At 42.5% G+C, this 16,999-nt stretch carries 19 protein-coding genes; 13 read left to right on the top strand and 6 right to left on the bottom strand.

The annotated features are described in order from the left end of the window. Window positions 1-105 precede the first annotated feature (105 nt). Complete coding sequence (gene add, locus G6Q48_RS05835; protein ID WP_166264963.1) at window positions 106-1,107, top strand: adenosine deaminase; 1,002 nt, start codon at window positions 106-108, stop codon at window positions 1,105-1,107. 256 nt (window positions 1,108-1,363) lie between these two features. Here the strand turns inward: add and G6Q48_RS05830 are convergent, their stop codons facing one another. Continuing rightward, window positions 1,364-2,341 carry a bile acid:sodium symporter family protein gene (locus G6Q48_RS05830; RefSeq protein WP_102138598.1) on the bottom strand — a complete coding sequence of 326 codons (978 nt, stop codon included), beginning with the start codon at window positions 2,339-2,341 and terminating at the stop codon, window positions 1,364-1,366. A 60-nt stretch (window positions 2,342-2,401) separates the two neighbouring features. After that, a complete protein-coding gene (locus G6Q48_RS05825) occupies window positions 2,402-3,445 on the bottom strand; it encodes an oxidoreductase (protein ID WP_102138599.1) in 1,044 nt (347 codons plus the stop codon). Between the two features lie 128 nt (window positions 3,446-3,573). On the opposite strand from G6Q48_RS05825, the gene G6Q48_RS05820 reads away from it, so the two are divergent. From G6Q48_RS05820 to nadS, 12 genes are all read left to right on the top strand, one after another. Continuing rightward, window positions 3,574-4,014, top strand: a complete 441-nt coding sequence (locus G6Q48_RS05820) for a DUF2569 domain-containing protein (protein WP_102138600.1) — start codon at window positions 3,574-3,576, stop codon at window positions 4,012-4,014. An 84-nt stretch (window positions 4,015-4,098) separates the two neighbouring features. Beyond that, complete coding sequence (gene rsxA, locus G6Q48_RS05815; protein WP_004910983.1) at window positions 4,099-4,680, top strand: electron transport complex subunit RsxA; 582 nt, start codon at window positions 4,099-4,101, stop codon at window positions 4,678-4,680. Next, window positions 4,680-5,294 (top strand): electron transport complex subunit RsxB, encoded by a 615-nt coding sequence (gene rsxB, locus G6Q48_RS05810; protein ID WP_102138601.1) that lies wholly within the window; start codon window positions 4,680-4,682, stop codon window positions 5,292-5,294. The genes rsxA and rsxB overlap by 1 nt, the downstream gene beginning before the upstream one ends. Continuing rightward, window positions 5,287-7,848, top strand: a complete 2,562-nt coding sequence (gene rsxC, locus G6Q48_RS05805; RefSeq protein WP_166264960.1) for an electron transport complex subunit RsxC — start codon at window positions 5,287-5,289, stop codon at window positions 7,846-7,848. Before rsxB ends, rsxC begins: the two co-directional genes overlap by 8 nt. An 11-nt stretch (window positions 7,849-7,859) precedes the next feature. Further along, window positions 7,860-8,945, top strand: a complete 1,086-nt coding sequence (rsxD, locus tag G6Q48_RS05800) for an electron transport complex subunit RsxD (RefSeq protein ID WP_166264957.1) — start codon at window positions 7,860-7,862, stop codon at window positions 8,943-8,945. 10 nt (window positions 8,946-8,955) lie between these two features. Further along, a complete protein-coding gene (gene rsxG / locus G6Q48_RS05795; protein WP_102138604.1) occupies window positions 8,956-9,585 on the top strand; it encodes an electron transport complex subunit RsxG in 630 nt (209 codons plus the stop codon). Further along, window positions 9,585-10,301, top strand: coding sequence for an electron transport complex subunit E (locus G6Q48_RS05790; RefSeq protein WP_102138605.1), 717 nt, complete (start codon window positions 9,585-9,587; stop codon window positions 10,299-10,301). Before rsxG ends, G6Q48_RS05790 begins: the two co-directional genes overlap by 1 nt. A gap of 19 nt (window positions 10,302-10,320) precedes the next feature. Then, window positions 10,321-10,962, top strand: a complete 642-nt coding sequence (gene nth / locus G6Q48_RS05785; protein ID WP_102138606.1) for an endonuclease III — start codon at window positions 10,321-10,323, stop codon at window positions 10,960-10,962. 138 nt (window positions 10,963-11,100) lie between these two features. Next, on the top strand, window positions 11,101-13,044 hold the full coding sequence (locus G6Q48_RS05780; protein WP_166264954.1) for an exoribonuclease II: 1,944 nt from the start codon (window positions 11,101-11,103) through the stop codon (window positions 13,042-13,044). 202 nt (window positions 13,045-13,246) lie between these two features. Then, window positions 13,247-13,465 carry an osmotically-inducible lipoprotein OsmB gene (osmB, locus tag G6Q48_RS05775; protein WP_102138608.1) on the top strand — a complete coding sequence of 73 codons (219 nt, stop codon included), beginning with the start codon at window positions 13,247-13,249 and terminating at the stop codon, window positions 13,463-13,465. 151 nt (window positions 13,466-13,616) lie between these two features. Next, window positions 13,617-13,949, top strand: a complete 333-nt coding sequence (locus G6Q48_RS05770; RefSeq protein WP_166264951.1) for a type II toxin-antitoxin system RelE/ParE family toxin — start codon at window positions 13,617-13,619, stop codon at window positions 13,947-13,949. A gap of 1 nt (window position 13,950) precedes the next feature. Next, the gene (nadS, locus tag G6Q48_RS05765) at window positions 13,951-14,235 is read left to right on the top strand and encodes a NadS family protein (RefSeq protein ID WP_166264948.1); all 285 of its coding nucleotides are present in this window, start codon (window positions 13,951-13,953) and stop codon (window positions 14,233-14,235) included. A 67-nt stretch (window positions 14,236-14,302) separates the two neighbouring features. On the opposite strand, the gene yciH is transcribed toward nadS, so the two are convergent. From yciH to G6Q48_RS05745, 4 genes are read right to left on the bottom strand one after another with little or no spacing between them, the layout of a single operon-like run. Then, window positions 14,303-14,629: a stress response translation initiation inhibitor YciH gene (gene yciH / locus G6Q48_RS05760; protein ID WP_102138610.1), complete on the bottom strand. Its 327-nt coding sequence runs from the start codon at window positions 14,627-14,629 to the stop codon at window positions 14,303-14,305. Further along, window positions 14,626-15,351, bottom strand: coding sequence for an orotidine-5'-phosphate decarboxylase (pyrF, locus tag G6Q48_RS05755; RefSeq protein WP_102138611.1), 726 nt, complete (start codon window positions 15,349-15,351; stop codon window positions 14,626-14,628). The genes yciH and pyrF overlap by 4 nt, the downstream gene beginning before the upstream one ends. Before the next feature lie 45 nt (window positions 15,352-15,396). After that, window positions 15,397-16,569, bottom strand: a complete 1,173-nt coding sequence (lapB, locus tag G6Q48_RS05750) for a lipopolysaccharide assembly protein LapB (RefSeq protein ID WP_102138612.1) — start codon at window positions 16,567-16,569, stop codon at window positions 15,397-15,399. A 6-nt stretch (window positions 16,570-16,575) separates the two neighbouring features. Beyond that, window positions 16,576-16,893: a LapA family protein gene (locus G6Q48_RS05745; protein ID WP_102138613.1), complete on the bottom strand. Its 318-nt coding sequence runs from the start codon at window positions 16,891-16,893 to the stop codon at window positions 16,576-16,578. Window positions 16,894-16,999: the final 106 nt, after the last annotated feature.

Genomic DNA, 16,999 nt, shown 5'->3' with positions numbered 1-16,999 from the left:
TATGAATGTAATAATTAATCTCGTTTCACATTTTTCGTGATTCGTAATTGCCTTTAATGAAATAAAAGTCAAAATAAGGATAGAAAATAGATAAAGGATCATTCCGTGATTAATACACATTTACCTTTAACCGATTTACACCGCCACCTCGATGGCAATATTCGTCCAGAAACAATCCTCTCCTTAGCAGAACAGCATCATATTCAATTACCTGCTACAGAGATTGAATCATTGCGCCCTCACGTCCAGATTATAGGACAAGAAGCTGACTTAGTTGGTTTTTTAGCAAAGCTAGATTGGGGAGTCGCTGTTTTAGCTGATTTGGACGCCTGTCGCCGTGTCGCGCTTGAGAATGTTGAAGATGCCTTTAATGCTGGTATCGATTACGCAGAGCTACGTTTCTCTCCTTACTATATGGCGATGAAGCACCAATTGCCTGTTGAAGGTGTAGTTGAAGCCATTGTTGATGGTGTACGTGCAGGGTGCCAACAATTTGATATTAAAATTAATTTAATTGGTATTTTAAGCCGCACTTTTGGCCAACAAGCCTGTACAGCTGAGCTGCAAGGATTATTAGCGCATCGAGATCATTTATGCGCATTAGATTTAGCAGGAGATGAGCTCGGATTCCCTGGAGAGCTCTTTGAGTCACATTTTATTAAAGCTAGAGATACTGGGTTAAATATTACTGTTCATGCAGGTGAAGCGGCTGGAGCAGACAGTATTTGGCATGCTATTAAGGTATTAGGCGCACAACGAATTGGTCATGGCGTTAAAGCTATAGAAGACCCTGCTCTAATTGAGTATTTAGTAAAACATCAAATTGGCATGGAAAGCTGTTTAACGTCGAATATTCAAACAAGTACAGTTCCATCCTTAGCTCAACACCCATTGAAAACCTTTTTACAACAAGGTGTTATGGCTTCAATTAATACAGATGACCCAGCAGTTCAAGGTATTGAGTTACGCCATGAATATGAAGTGGCTGCCCCACAAGCTGGTTTAACGGCAGCAGAAATAGAACAAGCACAACGAAATGGTCTGAGTATGGCATTTTTATCTGATAGTGAGAAAAAAGTGCTCTTACATAAAGCTGCTACTCGTTAATTTAAATTTCTTAAGGGCATTTGTTAGAATGCCCTTTTTAATTTTCAAGCCACTTTCCTATATTATTGTATTTCTACGTTTATACACAGACACACGACTCTCCTTTTACTAGCTCACCTTCTGTATTCAATGTACAAGTACGGTTGTTAATTTAGCGATTATTAAACCCACTGTATGTTGTAACTAAATATAGCTAATCCTATAAATCAATAGCAAAAATATGAGGGGTTACTAATCCCCCTCAATCTTAGAATACTTATTTCATCGATAACCGTTTAGCATAGCGCTGAGCAAGTACAGCGCTGACCATCAGTTGTATTTGGTGAAAGATCATCAATGGCAATAAAATAACCCCCACTGTCGCAGCAGGAAACAACACATTCGCCATTGGGACTCCATTAGCTAAACTCTTTTTCGAACCACAAAACACAATGGTAATTTCATCTTCTTTGCTAAAACCTAACAACCGTGCAGCCAACGTATTAAATACAATGATAATAAATAAGATAACGCAAGTGACAACCACAATCATAAATAGTGAAAATGCGTCTATTTTCTGCCAAATCCCCTCTACCACCGCTTCACTGAATGCCACATAAACGACCAATAATATTGAAGACCGGTCAGTCATATTAACTAATTTGCGATTACGGTTTATCCAATTGGCAATCAGCGGCCGAGATAAATGCCCCACAATAAATGGCAGCATCAATTGCATTAGAATGGAGCCTATCGCATTAAGCGTATCCATGGCTTGGCTGCCATCAGCATCCATCAATAAGCCCACTAAGATTGGCGAAAGAAAAACCCCAAGAATACTCGACGCCGATGCACTACAAATAGCTGCAGCAATATTCCCCCCCGCTACCGATGTGAATGCAATGGCTGACTGTACAGTTGCAGGTAAAGCACATAGGTATAAAAAGCCCATATATACAGTGGGTGACATCCATTTCGGAACAATCACGGCAAGCCCTAGGCCTACGATAGGAAATACAATGAATGTACTCGCAAAAACCAAGAGATGTAGGCGCCAGTGCCCTATCCCCGCCATGATTGATTCACGAGATAATTTAGCCCCATGCATAAAGAACAATAATGCAATTGCAGCAGTCGTTAAATATTGAAACGCCGTTTTTATGTCGCCTTCACAAGGAAAAAGACTGGCTAGAATGACAACGCCAATCATGATAAGTAAAAATGGGTCTATTCTCAGTTTAGCTAGCAAATTCATTCGATTATCCATAATAAAAGCCAGTTATATTAACTGGCCTTATAGTGAGCGTTGATGACATTAAAAGATTGCTTCAATTGTCCGTTTTTCTTTTGCCGAACGTATACCTGCTTCAATAAGTTTCATAATATCTATCGCTTCGCTCGGAGTGACTGGGTTTGGTTTACCATGGCGAATCGCATCATATATCCCTTGATAATAACCACCATAATTTCCGCGTTGGTTTGGCCAAGATTGAGTTATAAGCTCATCACCTTGTGACAGCGTCACATTACCCATGTTGGTATCAATTCCCCAATCAGCCCCTTCTGGACGTTGGCCGCTCTTTAAGCAGTCTTCTTGGGTGTCTAAACCATATTTAACATAACTACCATTCATACCATGAATTACATATATCGGCGTTGGTGCAGCGGCTAATGTTGTTGCATGTAATACCACTTTTTTATCTGCATACTGCAAAACAGCATGAAAGTAATCCACTGCCTGTGCATTAGGGCGGATCATGGCAAGATCAACGTTGATCCCTAAAGGCCTACCAAAATATTGCAAGACTTGGTCTAACAAATGTGGCCCTAAGTCGTACCAAATACCGGCTCCGGGTATATCGGCTTCACGCCAACGTTGCCTAACTAGCGGCCGATAACGGTCAAAATGGGATTCATAGTATTTAATATCCCCTAGCTTACCTTCTTCTAAGATCTTTTTAACGGTTAAAAAACCTGAATCCCATCGACGGTTATGATAAACCGACAGTAGTTTTCCAACTTGCTCCGCTTGTTGTTTTAATTGCTCTGCCTGTGAGACATCTAACGTAAAGGGTTTATCAACAACCACATGTTTTCCAGCTGCCAATGCCGCTTGTGCAAGGGGGAAGTGAGTATCATTAGGTGTAGGAATGACAACTAATTCGATATCTTTATCCGCAAAAACAGCTTCTGGAGATGCAGCAACATGAATATTTGGCCAATCTGCCTTAACCTTATTGGGGTCACTGCTAGAAATCGTTGCCAAATCATACCCTTCTAAAATACCAAGGAAAGGTGCATGAAATGTTTTGCTTGCATAGCCATATCCGATGATCGCGACTTTAATTGGTTTAGACATTTAGACCTCATACAACGATAAACACAAGTGGAGATAAAAAGTACCATCAGAAGGAATGAAATGGCAAATAAATCTATGATAGGATTGTAAATTGTCCAGCGATTTTGCCAAAATGGGTTTTATTAATTATGACTTCAGTTTATGACGCTAACCGCATCACTGGCTGGCTATTAGTTCCAGCGATCTATTTGTTATTAACCTTTTTAGCTGTTTGCAGTATGACTGTCATGTATTGCATTAAATTTTATGAGATTGTCACGACTGTTGACCATTGGACACGTTTTATTCCTGCCGCTTGGTATTTGTCATTCGCCATTGCTATTGGGATGACTATTTTCAGTATCCATGTGTTGCAACTGATGTTTTCTCGTTCAAAACATTTCCCTCGCCGTTTTATTATTTGGCTGCTTATTTTATTATTATTAGGCATAAAAACCTTCGCTTTTTCACCTATTGACGATGAAACTGCTTTGCAAGTCCTTGCATGGCCTTTAATTGGCGCGGGTTTCTTTGTCCCTTATTTCAAGCGTTCCCAACGTGTAAAAATGACTTTCACACAAGATCGATAAGCATCATATAAATTGCTTGATATCATAATGATAGTTTAACTGGCTGCGGCCAGTTTTTGTTCTTTTTTCATTTCAGGCAATAGCATGACTGATTATTTATTACTCTTTGTTGGAACAGTGTTGGTTAACAACTTCGTCCTCGTTAAATTCCTTGGCTTATGCCCTTTTATGGGCGTCTCAAAAAAACTCGAACCGGCCATTGGTATGGGCTTAGCAACGACGTTTGTTATGACATTGGCGTCAATCAGTTCTTGGTTGATTGACACACTTATCCTCATTCCTCTCGACCTCATCTATTTGCGGACGCTAAGCTTTATTTTAGCGATTGCTGTCGTTGTACAGTTCACTGAAATGGTGGTCAGGAAAACGAGCCCAACGCTCTACCGTTTACTCGGCATTTTTCTGCCTTTAATTACCACCAACTGTGCAGTTCTTGGTGTTGCCTTATTAAATATTAATATGTCTCATACTTTTATGCAGTCTGCCGTATACGGTTTTGGCGCTGCTGTGGGTTTCTCATTAGTGATGGTTTTATTTGCCGCTATTCGCGAACGTTTAGCTGTTGCCAATGTTCCAGCCCCTTTTAAGGGCTCGTCAATTGGCTTGATTACCGCTGGCTTGATGTCTCTCGCGTTTATGGGCTTTAGTGGTTTGGTGAAATTCTAATGATGTCTGTATGGATTGCTATCGGTATATTAGCCGTTTTTGGCCTAGTATTTGGGCTGATGTTAGGGTATGCCTCATTACGCTTCAAAGTTGAAGCTGACCCGATTGTCGAACAAGTTGAAGCGATATTGCCTCAAAGCCAGTGCGGTCAATGCAGCTACCCTGGTTGCCGTCCTTACGCTGAAGCGGTTGCGAATAATGGGGAAATGATCAACAAATGCGCCCCAGGTGGCGAACAGGTCATGCTGAAAATCGCTGAATTGCTTAATGTCGACCCTCAACCGATTGATGGCGATGAAGCCGCGCAAAACCCCGTCCGTAAAGTTGCTATTATCGACGAAGAAAACTGCATTGGTTGTACTAAATGCATCCAAGCTTGCCCTGTTGATGCCATTGTGGGTGCAACCCGCGCCATGCACACTGTGATTGAAGACTTGTGCACCGGCTGTGACTTATGCGTCGCCCCTTGCCCTACAGACTGTATTGAACTTGTTCCTGTGAAAACGACTACAGCCAATTGGAAATGGGATTTAAACACCATCCCTGTAAAAAATATTAGTGTTGAACCCAATGAACAGCTTGTCTCTAAAGTAAGAGGTGAAACTCATGCTTAAGCTCTTTAATTGGTTGAAAAAAGATAATATATGGGATTTCAAAGGTGGGATCCATCCGCCTGAAATGAAGCTACAATCTAGCCAGACACCGATGCGTATTGCATCAGTGCCCGATGAGTTGTTTATTCCATTACAACAACATTTGGGCCCTGAGGGAGAACTAATTGTTCAGGTTGGTGACTCAGTATTAAAAGGCCAGCCATTAACTAAAGGACTTGGGCGTACTGTACCTGTTCATGCATCAACTTCAGGGGTGATCACTGCAATTGAACCCATGGTAACGGCACACCCTTCTGGTTTAAAAGAATTGTGTGTGCGTATTGCAGCCGATGGCCATGATACATGGTGTACTTTGTCCCCAGAGCCTAATTACGTTCAACTAACCCGTGCTGAATTACTGCAAAAAATTGAACAAGCTGGGATAGCCGGCCTCGGTGGTGCAGGTTTCCCAACCGCATCAAAATTGGCCGGAGGTCAAGATGCGATTAAAACATTAATCATTAATGCAGCTGAATGTGAGCCTTATATCACAGCTGATGATAGGTTAATGCAAGAACATGCACAGGAAGTCATTGAAGGTTGTCGTGTTTTACAGCATTTATTGAACCCTGACCAAATATTAATTGGTATTGAAGACAATAAACCTGAGGCTATTCAGGCACTCAAAGATGCAATCACGCCACAAGATAAACAGGTATTCATTAGGGTTATACCAACTAAATATCCATCTGGTGGTGCTAAACAACTGACAAAAATTTTGACAGGAAAAGAAGTGCCGTCTGGTGCGCGTTCTTCACAAATTGGTGTGTTGATGCAAAATGTCGGTACTGTGGTCGCCATTAAACGCGCGGTTGTTGATGGCCAGCCATTGATTGAACGAGTGGTAACTGTCACCGGAGAAGCAATCAGTAAACCGGGTAATTTTTGGACTCGTTTAGGGACTCCAGTTAAACATCTATTACAGCAATCCGGTTTTAACCCAGAGCCAGAACAAATGGTTATTATGGGGGGGCCTTTAATGGGCTTTACCCTACCCGACCTGAATGTCCCTGTCGTAAAAATTTGTAACTGCTTACTGGTCCCCACAATGGAAGAAATGGGACCTAAAGCACTAGAAGAAGCGTGTATTCGTTGTGGGTTATGTGTCGATGCCTGCCCAGCCGCGTTACTTCCTCAGCAACTTTATTGGTTCAGTAAAGGGGATGAACACGAAAAAGCGCAAAAACATAATTTATTTGACTGCATAGAGTGCGGTGCATGTGCTTATGTATGCCCAAGTAATATTCCGTTAGTGCAATATTATCGCCAAGAAAAAGCGGAAATTCGTGAAATTGCTCAAGAAGAGCGCCGAGCTGCTGAAGCTAAATTACGTTTTGAAGCAAAACAGTTGCGTATGGAACGTGATAAACAAGCACGAGAAGAACGCCATAAAAAAGCCGCGGTACAAGTTGATAGCGCGGATAAAGATGCAGTTAATGCAGCCTTGGCTCGAGTTAAAACCAAACAAGCAGCGACCGCGGAGCCCATTAAGATTATTTCGGGTGAACTGCCAGACAATAGTGCTGTGATTGCTGCTCGCGAAGCCCGTAAAGCTCAAGCCCGTGCAAAACAAGCTGAAAAACTAGCTAATGCACAAACAGAGCCCGTTGACACAGCGGCCACGGATGATCCTCGTAAAGATGCTGTCGCAGCCGCCATTGCCCGTGCGAAAGCTAAAAAAGCGGCGCAAGCGCAACCTGCAATTGATCCAGTCGCCGAAGCAATCAATGATGCAGACGTTGACCCGCGCAAAGCCGCTGTCGCAGCCGCCATTGCCCGTGCGAAAGCCAAAAAAGCGGTGCAAGTGCAACCTGCAAATGAGCCAGTTGCTGAAGCAATCAATGATGCAGACGTTGACCCGCGCAAAGCCGCTGTCGCAGCCGCCATTGCACGTGCGAAAGCCAAAAAAGCGGCGCAAGCGCAACCTACAACTGAGCCAGTTGCCGAAGCAGTCACTGATGCAGACGTGGACCCGCGCAAAGCCGCTGTCGCAGCCGCCATTGCCCGTGCGAAAGCTAAAAAAGCAGCTCAAGCGCAACCTGCAACTGAACCAGTTGCCGAAGCAGTCACTGATGCAGACGTGGACCCGCGCAAAGCCGCTGTCGCAGCCGCCATTGCCCGTGCGAAAGCCAAAAAAGCGGCGCAAGCGCAACCTGCAATTGAGCCAGTCGCTGAAGCAGACGTGGACCCGCGCAAAGCCGCTGTTGCGGCCGCCATTGCGCGTGCGAAAGCCAAAAAAGCAGCTCAAGCGCAACCTGCAACTGAGCCAGTTGCTGATATAGTAACTGACGCTGAAGTTGACCCGCGCAAAGCCGCTGTCGCAGCCGCCATTGCCCGTGCGAAAGCCAAAAAAGCGGCGCAAGCGGAACAACTTGCACAAGAAGAGCTCACCCCAGCAGCTGAACAACCCATTGAAGAGGAAACCGATCCTCGGAAAATTGCCGTTGCCGCAGCAATAGCGCGGGTAAAAGCCAAACAAGCACAAAAACAACATGAACAAACGACTACAGAGTAAGTGATAACGAGATGAAATTTAGGCCAATTGATGCGAAAAATCGCCGTTTAAAAATTGCTAGCGCGCCATTTACTCATAACAAACAAAGCACCAGTTTAGTCATGCTTTGGGTACTTTTAGCCGCAATACCCGGTATTGCTGCTCAAGTTTATTTCTTTGGCGTTGGAACCTTATACCAAATTATTTTAGCGATGCTAACAGCTGTTATCACAGAAGCGGTTTCTATTCGTTTACGCCGGCAACCTGTAGTTCCTGTGCTAAAAGATAATTCAGCCATTGTGACCGCACTATTATTAGCTATCAGCCTACCTCCGCTCTCACCTTGGTGGATGATCGTATTAGGGACATTTTTTGCTATTACCATTGCTAAGCAATGTTATGGTGGATTAGGGCAAAACCCTTTTAACCCCGCGATGGTGGGTTATGTTGTTTTGCTAATATCATTCCCAGTTCATATGACAAACTGGCTACCCCCGCATGAATTACAGAGTATGTCGATTTCAGCACTTGATAGCCTATCAATCATACTCAGTGGCCATACGCCAACAGGGATCACACTCGAACAGCTACGAACGGGAATTGATGGCATGAGCCAAGCGACCCCGCTTGATAGTTTTAAAACAGGGCTACTGACTCACTCTATTTCTGAGGTTTTACAGCAACCTATTTTACAAGGTTCCTTAGCGGGTATTGGTTGGCAATGGGTGAATATTGGCTATTTAATCGGTGGTTTATTCTTATTACAGCGCCGAATTATTAGCTGGCATATTCCTGTATCATTCTTAGGTACATTAGCGGTCTTAACTATTGTTAGCTACTTAGTTGATGATAGCCAACATGCATCACCATGGGTTCATCTGTTGTCTGGCGCCACTATGCTAGGGGCGTTTTTTATTGCTACTGATCCTGTCACTGCATCGACGACGCCTAAGGGGCGGATTATTTTTGGTGTGATTATCGGTTTCCTTGTTTGGGTGATCCGTGTATACGGTGGTTACCCTGACGCTGTCGCCTTTGCCGTGTTACTCGCCAATATTACCGTCCCATTAATTGATTACTATACGCAGCCTCGTGCGTACGGTCATGGACATAAGTAAGGATAACCGTATGTTGAACACGATGAGACGCCATGGGGTAACGTTAGCCATCTTTGCAGCAGGAACCACTGCGCTTAGTGCTGCTGTATACACGTTAACGAAAGGGACTATTGCTGAGCAAGCAGCTATTGTTCAGAAAAAACTACTCGACCAAGTAATACCAAGTGATTTATACGATAACGACCTCGCAAAAGAGTGTTATTTAGTCACTAATGAGGCCATACTGGGTAATAAACAACCTAGACGTTTGTATCTCGCCCGTAAAAATGGCGAACCTGTTGCTGCCGCATTAGAAACAACAGCACTAGACGGCTACTCTGGGGCTATACATCTATTAGTTGGAACCGATTTTCACGGTACCGTACTAGGTACTCGCGTAACAGAACATCATGAAACCCCTGGGCTTGGTGACAAGATTGAGACTCGAATATCTGATTGGATCACCTATTTTAGTGGTAAAAAAATAACCTCTGACAATGACCCTAAATGGGCCGTTAAAAAAGATGGAGGTGAATTTGATCAGTTTACTGGCGCAACAATTACACCCAGAGCAGTCGTCAACGCGACTAAGCGTACCGCTGTATTTATGCAACAAATTCCACAACAATTATCGAATTATCCACGCTGTGGGGACGAATAATGAGCGATTCATCTAAGGACTTATTAATGCAAGGTTTGTGGAAAAACAACTCTGCATTAGTCCAATTATTAGGGCTTTGCCCTCTTCTTGCTGTTTCATCGACAGCAACAAACGCATTAGGGCTAGGCTTAGCGACAACATTAGTCTTAGTTTGCACTAATGTTACCGTTTCTGCTTTACGCAGGTGGGTTCCTTCGGAAATTCGAATCCCTATTTATGTGATGATTATTGCGTCTGTTGTCAGCGCAGTACAAATGTTAATCAATGCATATGCTTTTGGTTTATATGAATCTCTTGGGATCTTTATTCCGCTAATCGTCACCAACTGTATTGTTATTGGACGCGCAGAAGCCTACGCTTCTCGTAATCCTGTTGGGCTATCAGCCCTTGATGGGTTTGCCATGGGCTTAGGTGCAACGGCGACCTTGCTTGTTTTAGGTTCAATTCGTGAGATTTTAGGAAATGGGACCTTATTTGATGGTGCTGACTTACTTCTAGGGTCTTGGGCCACCTCTCTTCGTATTGAAGTGTTACACCTTGATTCGCCATTTTTACTCGCTATGCTACCACCTGGTGCCTTTATTGGCCTCGCGCTACTCTTAGCAGCGAAGTATTTAATTGATGAAAAAATGAAAAAAAGAGCCGCACGACAATCCGGTATCCAACCCGAACGTGAATATGAAAAACAGCAAGGTTGCGGCAGCCATATTTCTTAACAGTGATATTTTGTGAGCAATGAATAAATCAAAACGCATTGAAATTCTAACTCGTCTACGGGATAACAACCCACACCCTACAACGGAGTTAGAGTTTAACTCCCCCTTTGAGCTGTTAATCGCCGTTTTATTATCAGCTCAAGCCACTGATGTGAGCGTCAATAAAGCGACAGCAAAGCTCTACCCAGTTGCTAATACGCCTGAAACTATTATGGCGCTCGGTGTAGATGGGATAAAAGAGTACATTAAAACCATTGGCTTATTTAATACCAAGGCTGAAAGTGTCTATAAAACCTGCCAAATTTTGATTGAAAAACACAACAGCCAAGTTCCTGAAAACCGAGAGGCCTTAGAGGCTTTACCGGGTGTCGGTCGCAAGACGGCAAATGTGGTTCTTAATACCGCATTTGGCTGGCCGACTATCGCGGTTGACACGCATATTTTCCGTGTCTGTAACCGCACTAACTTTGCCCCTGGTAAGAATGTCGTTGAAGTTGAAGAAAAACTCCTTAAAGTTGTACCAGCAGAGTTTAAAGTCGATTGTCACCATTGGTTTATTTTGCATGGACGTTATACTTGTATTGCCCGCAAACCTCGCTGTGGCTCTTGTATTATCGAAGATTTATGCGAATTTAAAGAAAAAATTTATCCAGAAGATTAACCACGGTACTATTTTTATAGGTTACAGATAATCGATATTTTTAATAAAGAATCTAGTCTGTAACGCATTTTTTCCTTGCTCTAAGACTTTGTCTTACGTAACAATAGAGCCAAACCCAACATCAATAAAACGGTAAGTATGTTCCAAGACAACCCACTGCTCGCGCAACTAAAACAAACATTACATGCCCAGACTCCACGCGTCGAAGGGCTGGTGAAAAGCACTGAAAAAGGCTTTGGCTTTCTCGAAGTTGATGGCCAAAAAAGTTATTTTATTCCACCGCCTCAAATGAAAAAAGTCATGCACGGTGACCGTGTTGTCGCTGCTGTTCATACAGATAAAGACCGTGAATTCGCAGAGCCAGAAGAACTGGTAGAACCTTTCTTAGACAGGTTTGTTGGGAAAATACAAAAAAAAGAAAATGATAACCGCTTATTTGTGATCCCTGACCATCCCTTACTTAAGGACATGATTTCTTGCCGCCCAGTCAATGGCATTACTCATGAATTTAAGCGAGATGATTGGGTGGTTGCACAAATGCGTCGCCACCCATTAAAAGGTGATAAAACTTTCTACGCTGAAATTACTGAGTTTATCACCGATGGTGACGACCATTTTGCCCCATGGTGGGTAACGTTACGCCGTCACCAATTAGACCGTGATGAGCCTCAAATGGTTGATAGCGAACGAGATGACCAAGGCATTGAACGCGTTGATTTAACTCACTTACACTTTACGACGATTGACAGCGCTAGCACTGAAGATATGGATGACGCACTCTATGTCGAAAGAATCGATAACGGTGACTTAAAACTGTATATCGCTATTGCTGACCCAACAAGCTATATCCCAGAAGGAAGCGAGCTAGATAAACTGGCTTTAGCCCGTGGATATACCAACTATTTGCCTGGTTTTAATATTCCAATGTTACCGCGCAAATTGTCAGATGACCTATGCTCTTTGCGCCCAAATGAACGTCGCCCTGCTTTAGTCTGCATTGCACTCATCAAAGAAGATGGACGCATTGATGATAACATTGAATTTTTCAGTGCTTGGGTTGAATCAAAAACTAAATTAGTTTATGACGAAGTCTCTGATTGGCTTGAAAATACAGGTAGTTGGCAGCCAGAAAATGATATTGATAAGCAACAAATTTTACTGCTTAAAGAAATGGCTGACAGGCGTTTGCAATGGCGTGAAAACAATGCACTCGTGTTCAAAGATCGCCCTGATTACCGCTTTGTATTAGATGATAGCGGAAATGTGGTTGATATCGTGACCGAACGTCGCCGCAGTTCTAATCGCATTGTTGAAGAAGCGATGATTACTTCTAACCTCTGTGCTGCAGCGGTACTAAAAGAAAAGCTAGGGTTTGGCGTATTTAATGTACATATGGGGTTTGAACCTCTGCAAATTGACCAAGTTGTTCAAACACTAAAAGACAATGGCATTGAAACAACGGCAGAATCGCTATTAACACTAGAAGGCTTCCGTCAACTACGTCGCCAATTAGATGCTCAGCCAACTCAATTCCTTGATAGCCGTATTCGTCGCTACCAAACGTTTGCAGAAGTCAAAGCTGATCCTGGCCCGCATTTTGGTTTAGGGTTTGATGCTTATGCGACATGGACTTCACCAATCCGTAAATACACAGATATCGTCAATCACCGTTTAATCAAGTCGATTATTGCGGGTAAACCTTCCGCGGATAAACCCTCCGAAGAGTTATCAATCAAATTAGCAGAACGCCGCCGTGCAAACCGTATGGCTGAACGCGATGTTGGTGATTGGCTCTACTCTCGTTACTTAAAACCTTTTGAAGGTACGGATACAAAATTCCCAGCTGAAATTATTGATATCACCCGTGGTGGAGTACGAGTCCGTTTAGTCGACAATGGAGCTGTCGCATTTGTTCCCGCCCCCTTCATTCATAGCGTTCGTGATGAAATCCAATGTAGCCAAGAAACAGGTAATGTTCTTGTGAAAGGTGAAATCGCTTATCAGCTTAATGATATTATCAATGTCACCATTAATGAAGTTCGCATGGAAACACGTAATATCGTCGCTAGACCTGCCGAATAATAACTTTTGTGCTACTCTTAAAAGACCATAGTTTTTGATACCTATGGTCTTTTATTCCTCTGTCTGTTATTTTTCAACCTCAAATTCGGTTAAGCGTTAAACTGCAGGCGTTTTCCCATATTTTTTCCTGATTATTCTTATTCGTAAATTTACCTATCGTGATATTTTATTAACTGTTAAATCTGCACTAAGGGTCAATAAAATGAACACAGTAAACAAACGTATTTTATCATTTGTGGTGGTAGCCACTGTCGCTATCAGTGTCAGTGCCTGTTCAAATATGTCTAAGCGCGATAAAAACACAGCGATTGGTGCCGGTGTAGGTGCTGTTGGTGGCGCGGTACTGACTGGCGGGAGCTCTATAGGTACCGTTGGCGGTGCTGCTATTGGCGGAATAATTGGCCACCAAGTAGGCAAATAAATCTCATCATCTCCTATAGCTGCTCCCCTTAATCTAGAATAGCGTTCCTCATGAACGCTATTCTATTTTTCATATCCGATAATCGATTAAACTATTGACGCCAAAAAGTGTACAAAGTACACTTATGATTAATACAAAGGGAGGGAACCCTGTGAGTCACGCAATTGAATTTATTGAAACCAGCTTTTTTACCAAACAAATCCAATCTATCGCCACACAAGAAGAACTTAGGATATTACAAAATGAACTTATCGCATGGCCAGATAAAGGCGATATCATCCAAGGAACAGGTGGGCTACGTAAAATTAGGATGGCAACAGGTAATAAAGGGAAAAGTGCAAGTGTACGCGTTATTTACTTCCTAGCTACAGCAGAAATTATTTATTTTATAATGGCTTACCAAAAAAATGTCAAAGACACGCTAAGTGACTTAGAAAAAGCAGAATTAAAGAAACTAACGAAATTACTAAAAAATGAGGTGTAAAATGAGTATATTCAACGAATTAAAAGCCTCTTTAGAAGAAGCTGTTGAAATAAAACATGGTCATCAAAAAGCCGCTAATGTTACTCGTTACGAAATTACTGATGTCAAAGCTATTCGAGAACAACTGAATGTCTCACAAAGCGAATTAGCCCATGCACTAGGCACGAGCATCGATACCATTAAAAGTTGGGAGCTTAAACGACGAAACCCAACAGGATTAGCGGCTAAAATACTCATCGCCATTAAGCGTAATCCGGCTTTGTTTGCTGAATTAGCAGAAATTTAATCATTTCAATCTTTATCAAATGAGTGGCTCTCTAATAGCCACTCATGATAAAAAACTCTCAAGTCAATCAGCCACCAGCTAGCTTAACTTGAAAACCTTTCGCCTCAAGGTACTGTTTGATAACATCACGTTTATCACCTTGAATTTCAACATTACCGTCTTTGACTGCACCGCCACAACCACATTTTTTTTTAAGATCAGCCGCTAGTTTAGACAATTCGCTGTCTTCAAGGTCAAGACCAGTTACAACACAAACCCCTTTTCCTTTACGGCCTGAAGTCTCACGGCGAATTCGCACAATACCATCGCCTTTAGGTCTTTCAACTTTGGGCTTATCTTCAGCAATACGCCCTGTCTCAGTACTGTAAACAAGACGACTATTTGAATCACTCATAGCAAACCTTCAATAGATTGATTGATTTGTTGTAATGTGACTGTTGGGTTTTCACTGCGCGTAATCGGACGACCAATCACCATATAATCGACACCCGCTTTTACTGCATCTTGTGGTGTCATGATACGTCGTTGATCCCCAACATCACTCCCCGTAGGGCGAATGCCTGGGGTAACTAATTTGAAATCAGCACCACATAGCTGCTTTAAGCGTTGTGCTTCATGGGCTGAGCAAACAACACCGTCTAACCCACATTGCTTAGTTAATAAGGCTAAACGCTCGGCATGATCTGCCGGTGAAGCGTTAATCCCAATACCGATAAGATCAGACTCATCCATACTCGTTAATACGGTTACTGCGGTAAGTAATGGTGCATCTTTGCCATAATGTTCAAGTGATTGACGTGCAGCTTCCATCATGCGAGCACCTCCACCAGCGTGAACATTAACCATCCAAACCCCCATTTCAGCCGCAGCTGCAACCGCACGGGCGACAGTATTAGGAATATCATGGAATTTCAAATCTAAGAAAATATCGAAACCACGCTCATGGAGTGACTTAACAAATTGAGGACCATTAAAAGTAAACATTTCTTTGCCTACTTTCAAGCGACAATCACGTGGGTCAATGCGATCCACAAAAGCCAAAGCCTCATTAGCATCTTCATAATCAAGTGCCACAATAATTGGCGAATGTGTGTGGTTCTCAGTTGAGGAAATCATTTCTTAGCCTTTAAAGAGTCGTTATTATTTAAGAAGGTGACGCTGTCACTGCCCATCCAGCCCGCGAATAGGCTTAATTGTGTCCCAAGAGCGACAAGATGGGCAATGCCAATATAATGCACGCGATGTAAACCCACATTTATGGCAACGATAATCGGGTTTTGTACGAATTTGTTCTCCTACCATTTTACGAAGCAAAATCAAACTTTCTTTTGCCCTTCCATCTTCGGCTTCTTCAAGATGGTAGTCCATTAAACGATAGAATAAACGCATTGTAGGATGGCGTTGAATTTGGTCATTAATATAATTTGCAGCAGCTTCATGGTTTTGTTTTTCAACAATAATATCAGCTAAATAAAGTTCTGCGATAGCCCCTGAATTACCTGCAACACACTGACGTAGGTAATCTTCCCATTCATCTGCTTGGCCGGTATGTTGGTAGCAATCAAACAGTAAAGGTAATGTTTCAGCGACTAGCTCTCTATCTTGTTCATAGACTTGTTTTAGAACATGAATCGCTTTATCGTAATTACCTTGTTCGATAAATAACCGCCCCTTCATAATTGAAACCCGAGCACAGTGGTTATCGGCTTGTTCTGCTTTATTTAACAATGTCAGAGCATCTTCAAGATCATCACTCGCGAGTTGTTGGGTCGCTAATTCGCAATAAAAATGGGCAATTTGCTCTCGTAGTTCTGGATGCCCTGATTTAACCAGTTTACCTGCTGTTTCAATGGCTTTAGTCCAGTCACTGGTTAGTTGGTAAATATTTAATAGGGATTGTAAAGCACTTTGTTTGAAATCAACTTCATCCGTTAATTGCTGGAACATATTTTCTGCACGGTCATAAACGCCTGCAGCCATATAATCTCGACCAAGTTGTTGAGTTGCTAATAAACGTTGTTCAAATGATAAAGCGGCACTTTCCACCAGCGACTGGTGAATACGGATGGCACGTTCAACTTCACCTCGAGAGCGAAATAGATTTCCCAAAGTGAGATGAGCCTCAAAAGCGGAGCTGTCTTCATTTTTTAGCATGTCGAGGAACAAATCGACAGCTTTATCTTGTTGATTAGATAATAGAAAGTTAACGCCTGTCACATAATCACGTGACAAGCGATTCGCATGTTGTTGCTTATCTTGTTGAGCACTTCTGCGCCCCATATACCAACCGTAAGCAGCAGCAACCGGTAGCAGCAGAAACAGCAACTCGAACATACAGGATTATTCCTTGTTCTGAGTCGTCACTAATGAGGTTGATTCGGAAATATTATTTTCTCCAGCACCTAATTGTGATTCTAAACGTCTAATTTTACGACGTGCATTTTTCAGGCTAACAATGACCCGTAAATAAAACGCAGCACAGACTAGCCAACCTAGCACAAAACCGACACCAAAAAGTGATGCAAGAAGGGTTGATAATGAAAAATCCCCTTTTGCAATCAGGTAGTTAAATGTAATAACCTGATCATTGCTTGAACCTAGCGTAATCGAAATAATAAAAAAAGCGACCGCTAGTAATAAAATCAGAAAATATTTCACATTTATTCCCGTTATCAGTTCTATTCATCCAATAATATCTACCTGTTAAGGTAGCATTTCCAGCGCATTCAGACAAAGCAATTTATTTTATACAATGAGAGATTTA

The sequence above is a fragment of the Providencia sp. M-27 genome (genome assembly GCF_011077905.1).
Taxonomy (GTDB): Bacteria; Pseudomonadota; Gammaproteobacteria; order Enterobacterales; family Enterobacteriaceae; genus Providencia; species Providencia huaxiensis.
This window is presented reverse-complemented; position numbering and strand designations above follow the sequence as displayed.

Bases quoted from the DNA above. Each gene is read 5' to 3' on its own strand.
- G6Q48_RS05830 (WP_102138598.1), bottom strand. From the start codon at position 2,341: ATGAATTTGCTAGCTAAACTGAGAATAGACCCATTTTTACTTATCATG.
- G6Q48_RS05825 (WP_102138599.1), bottom strand. From the start codon at position 3,445: ATGTCTAAACCAATTAAAGTCGCGATCATCGGATATGGCTATGCAAGC.
- G6Q48_RS05820 (WP_102138600.1), top strand. From the start codon at position 3,574: ATGACTTCAGTTTATGACGCTAACCGCATCACTGGCTGGCTATTAGTT.
- rsxA (WP_004910983.1), top strand. From the start codon at position 4,099: ATGACTGATTATTTATTACTCTTTGTTGGAACAGTGTTGGTTAACAAC.
- rsxB (WP_102138601.1), top strand. From the start codon at position 4,680: ATGATGTCTGTATGGATTGCTATCGGTATATTAGCCGTTTTTGGCCTA.
- rsxC (WP_166264960.1), top strand. From the start codon at position 5,287: ATGCTTAAGCTCTTTAATTGGTTGAAAAAAGATAATATATGGGATTTC.
- rsxD (WP_166264957.1), top strand. From the start codon at position 7,860: ATGAAATTTAGGCCAATTGATGCGAAAAATCGCCGTTTAAAAATTGCT.
- rsxG (WP_102138604.1), top strand. From the start codon at position 8,956: ATGTTGAACACGATGAGACGCCATGGGGTAACGTTAGCCATCTTTGCA.
- G6Q48_RS05790 (WP_102138605.1), top strand. From the start codon at position 9,585: ATGAGCGATTCATCTAAGGACTTATTAATGCAAGGTTTGTGGAAAAAC.
- nth (WP_102138606.1), top strand. From the start codon at position 10,321: ATGAATAAATCAAAACGCATTGAAATTCTAACTCGTCTACGGGATAAC.
- G6Q48_RS05780 (WP_166264954.1), top strand. From the start codon at position 11,101: ATGTTCCAAGACAACCCACTGCTCGCGCAACTAAAACAAACATTACAT.
- osmB (WP_102138608.1), top strand. From the start codon at position 13,247: ATGAACACAGTAAACAAACGTATTTTATCATTTGTGGTGGTAGCCACT.
- nadS (WP_166264948.1), top strand. From the start codon at position 13,951: ATGAGTATATTCAACGAATTAAAAGCCTCTTTAGAAGAAGCTGTTGAA.
- yciH (WP_102138610.1), bottom strand. From the start codon at position 14,629: ATGAGTGATTCAAATAGTCGTCTTGTTTACAGTACTGAGACAGGGCGT.
- pyrF (WP_102138611.1), bottom strand. From the start codon at position 15,351: ATGATTTCCTCAACTGAGAACCACACACATTCGCCAATTATTGTGGCA.
- lapB (WP_102138612.1), bottom strand. From the start codon at position 16,569: ATGTTCGAGTTGCTGTTTCTGCTGCTACCGGTTGCTGCTGCTTACGGT.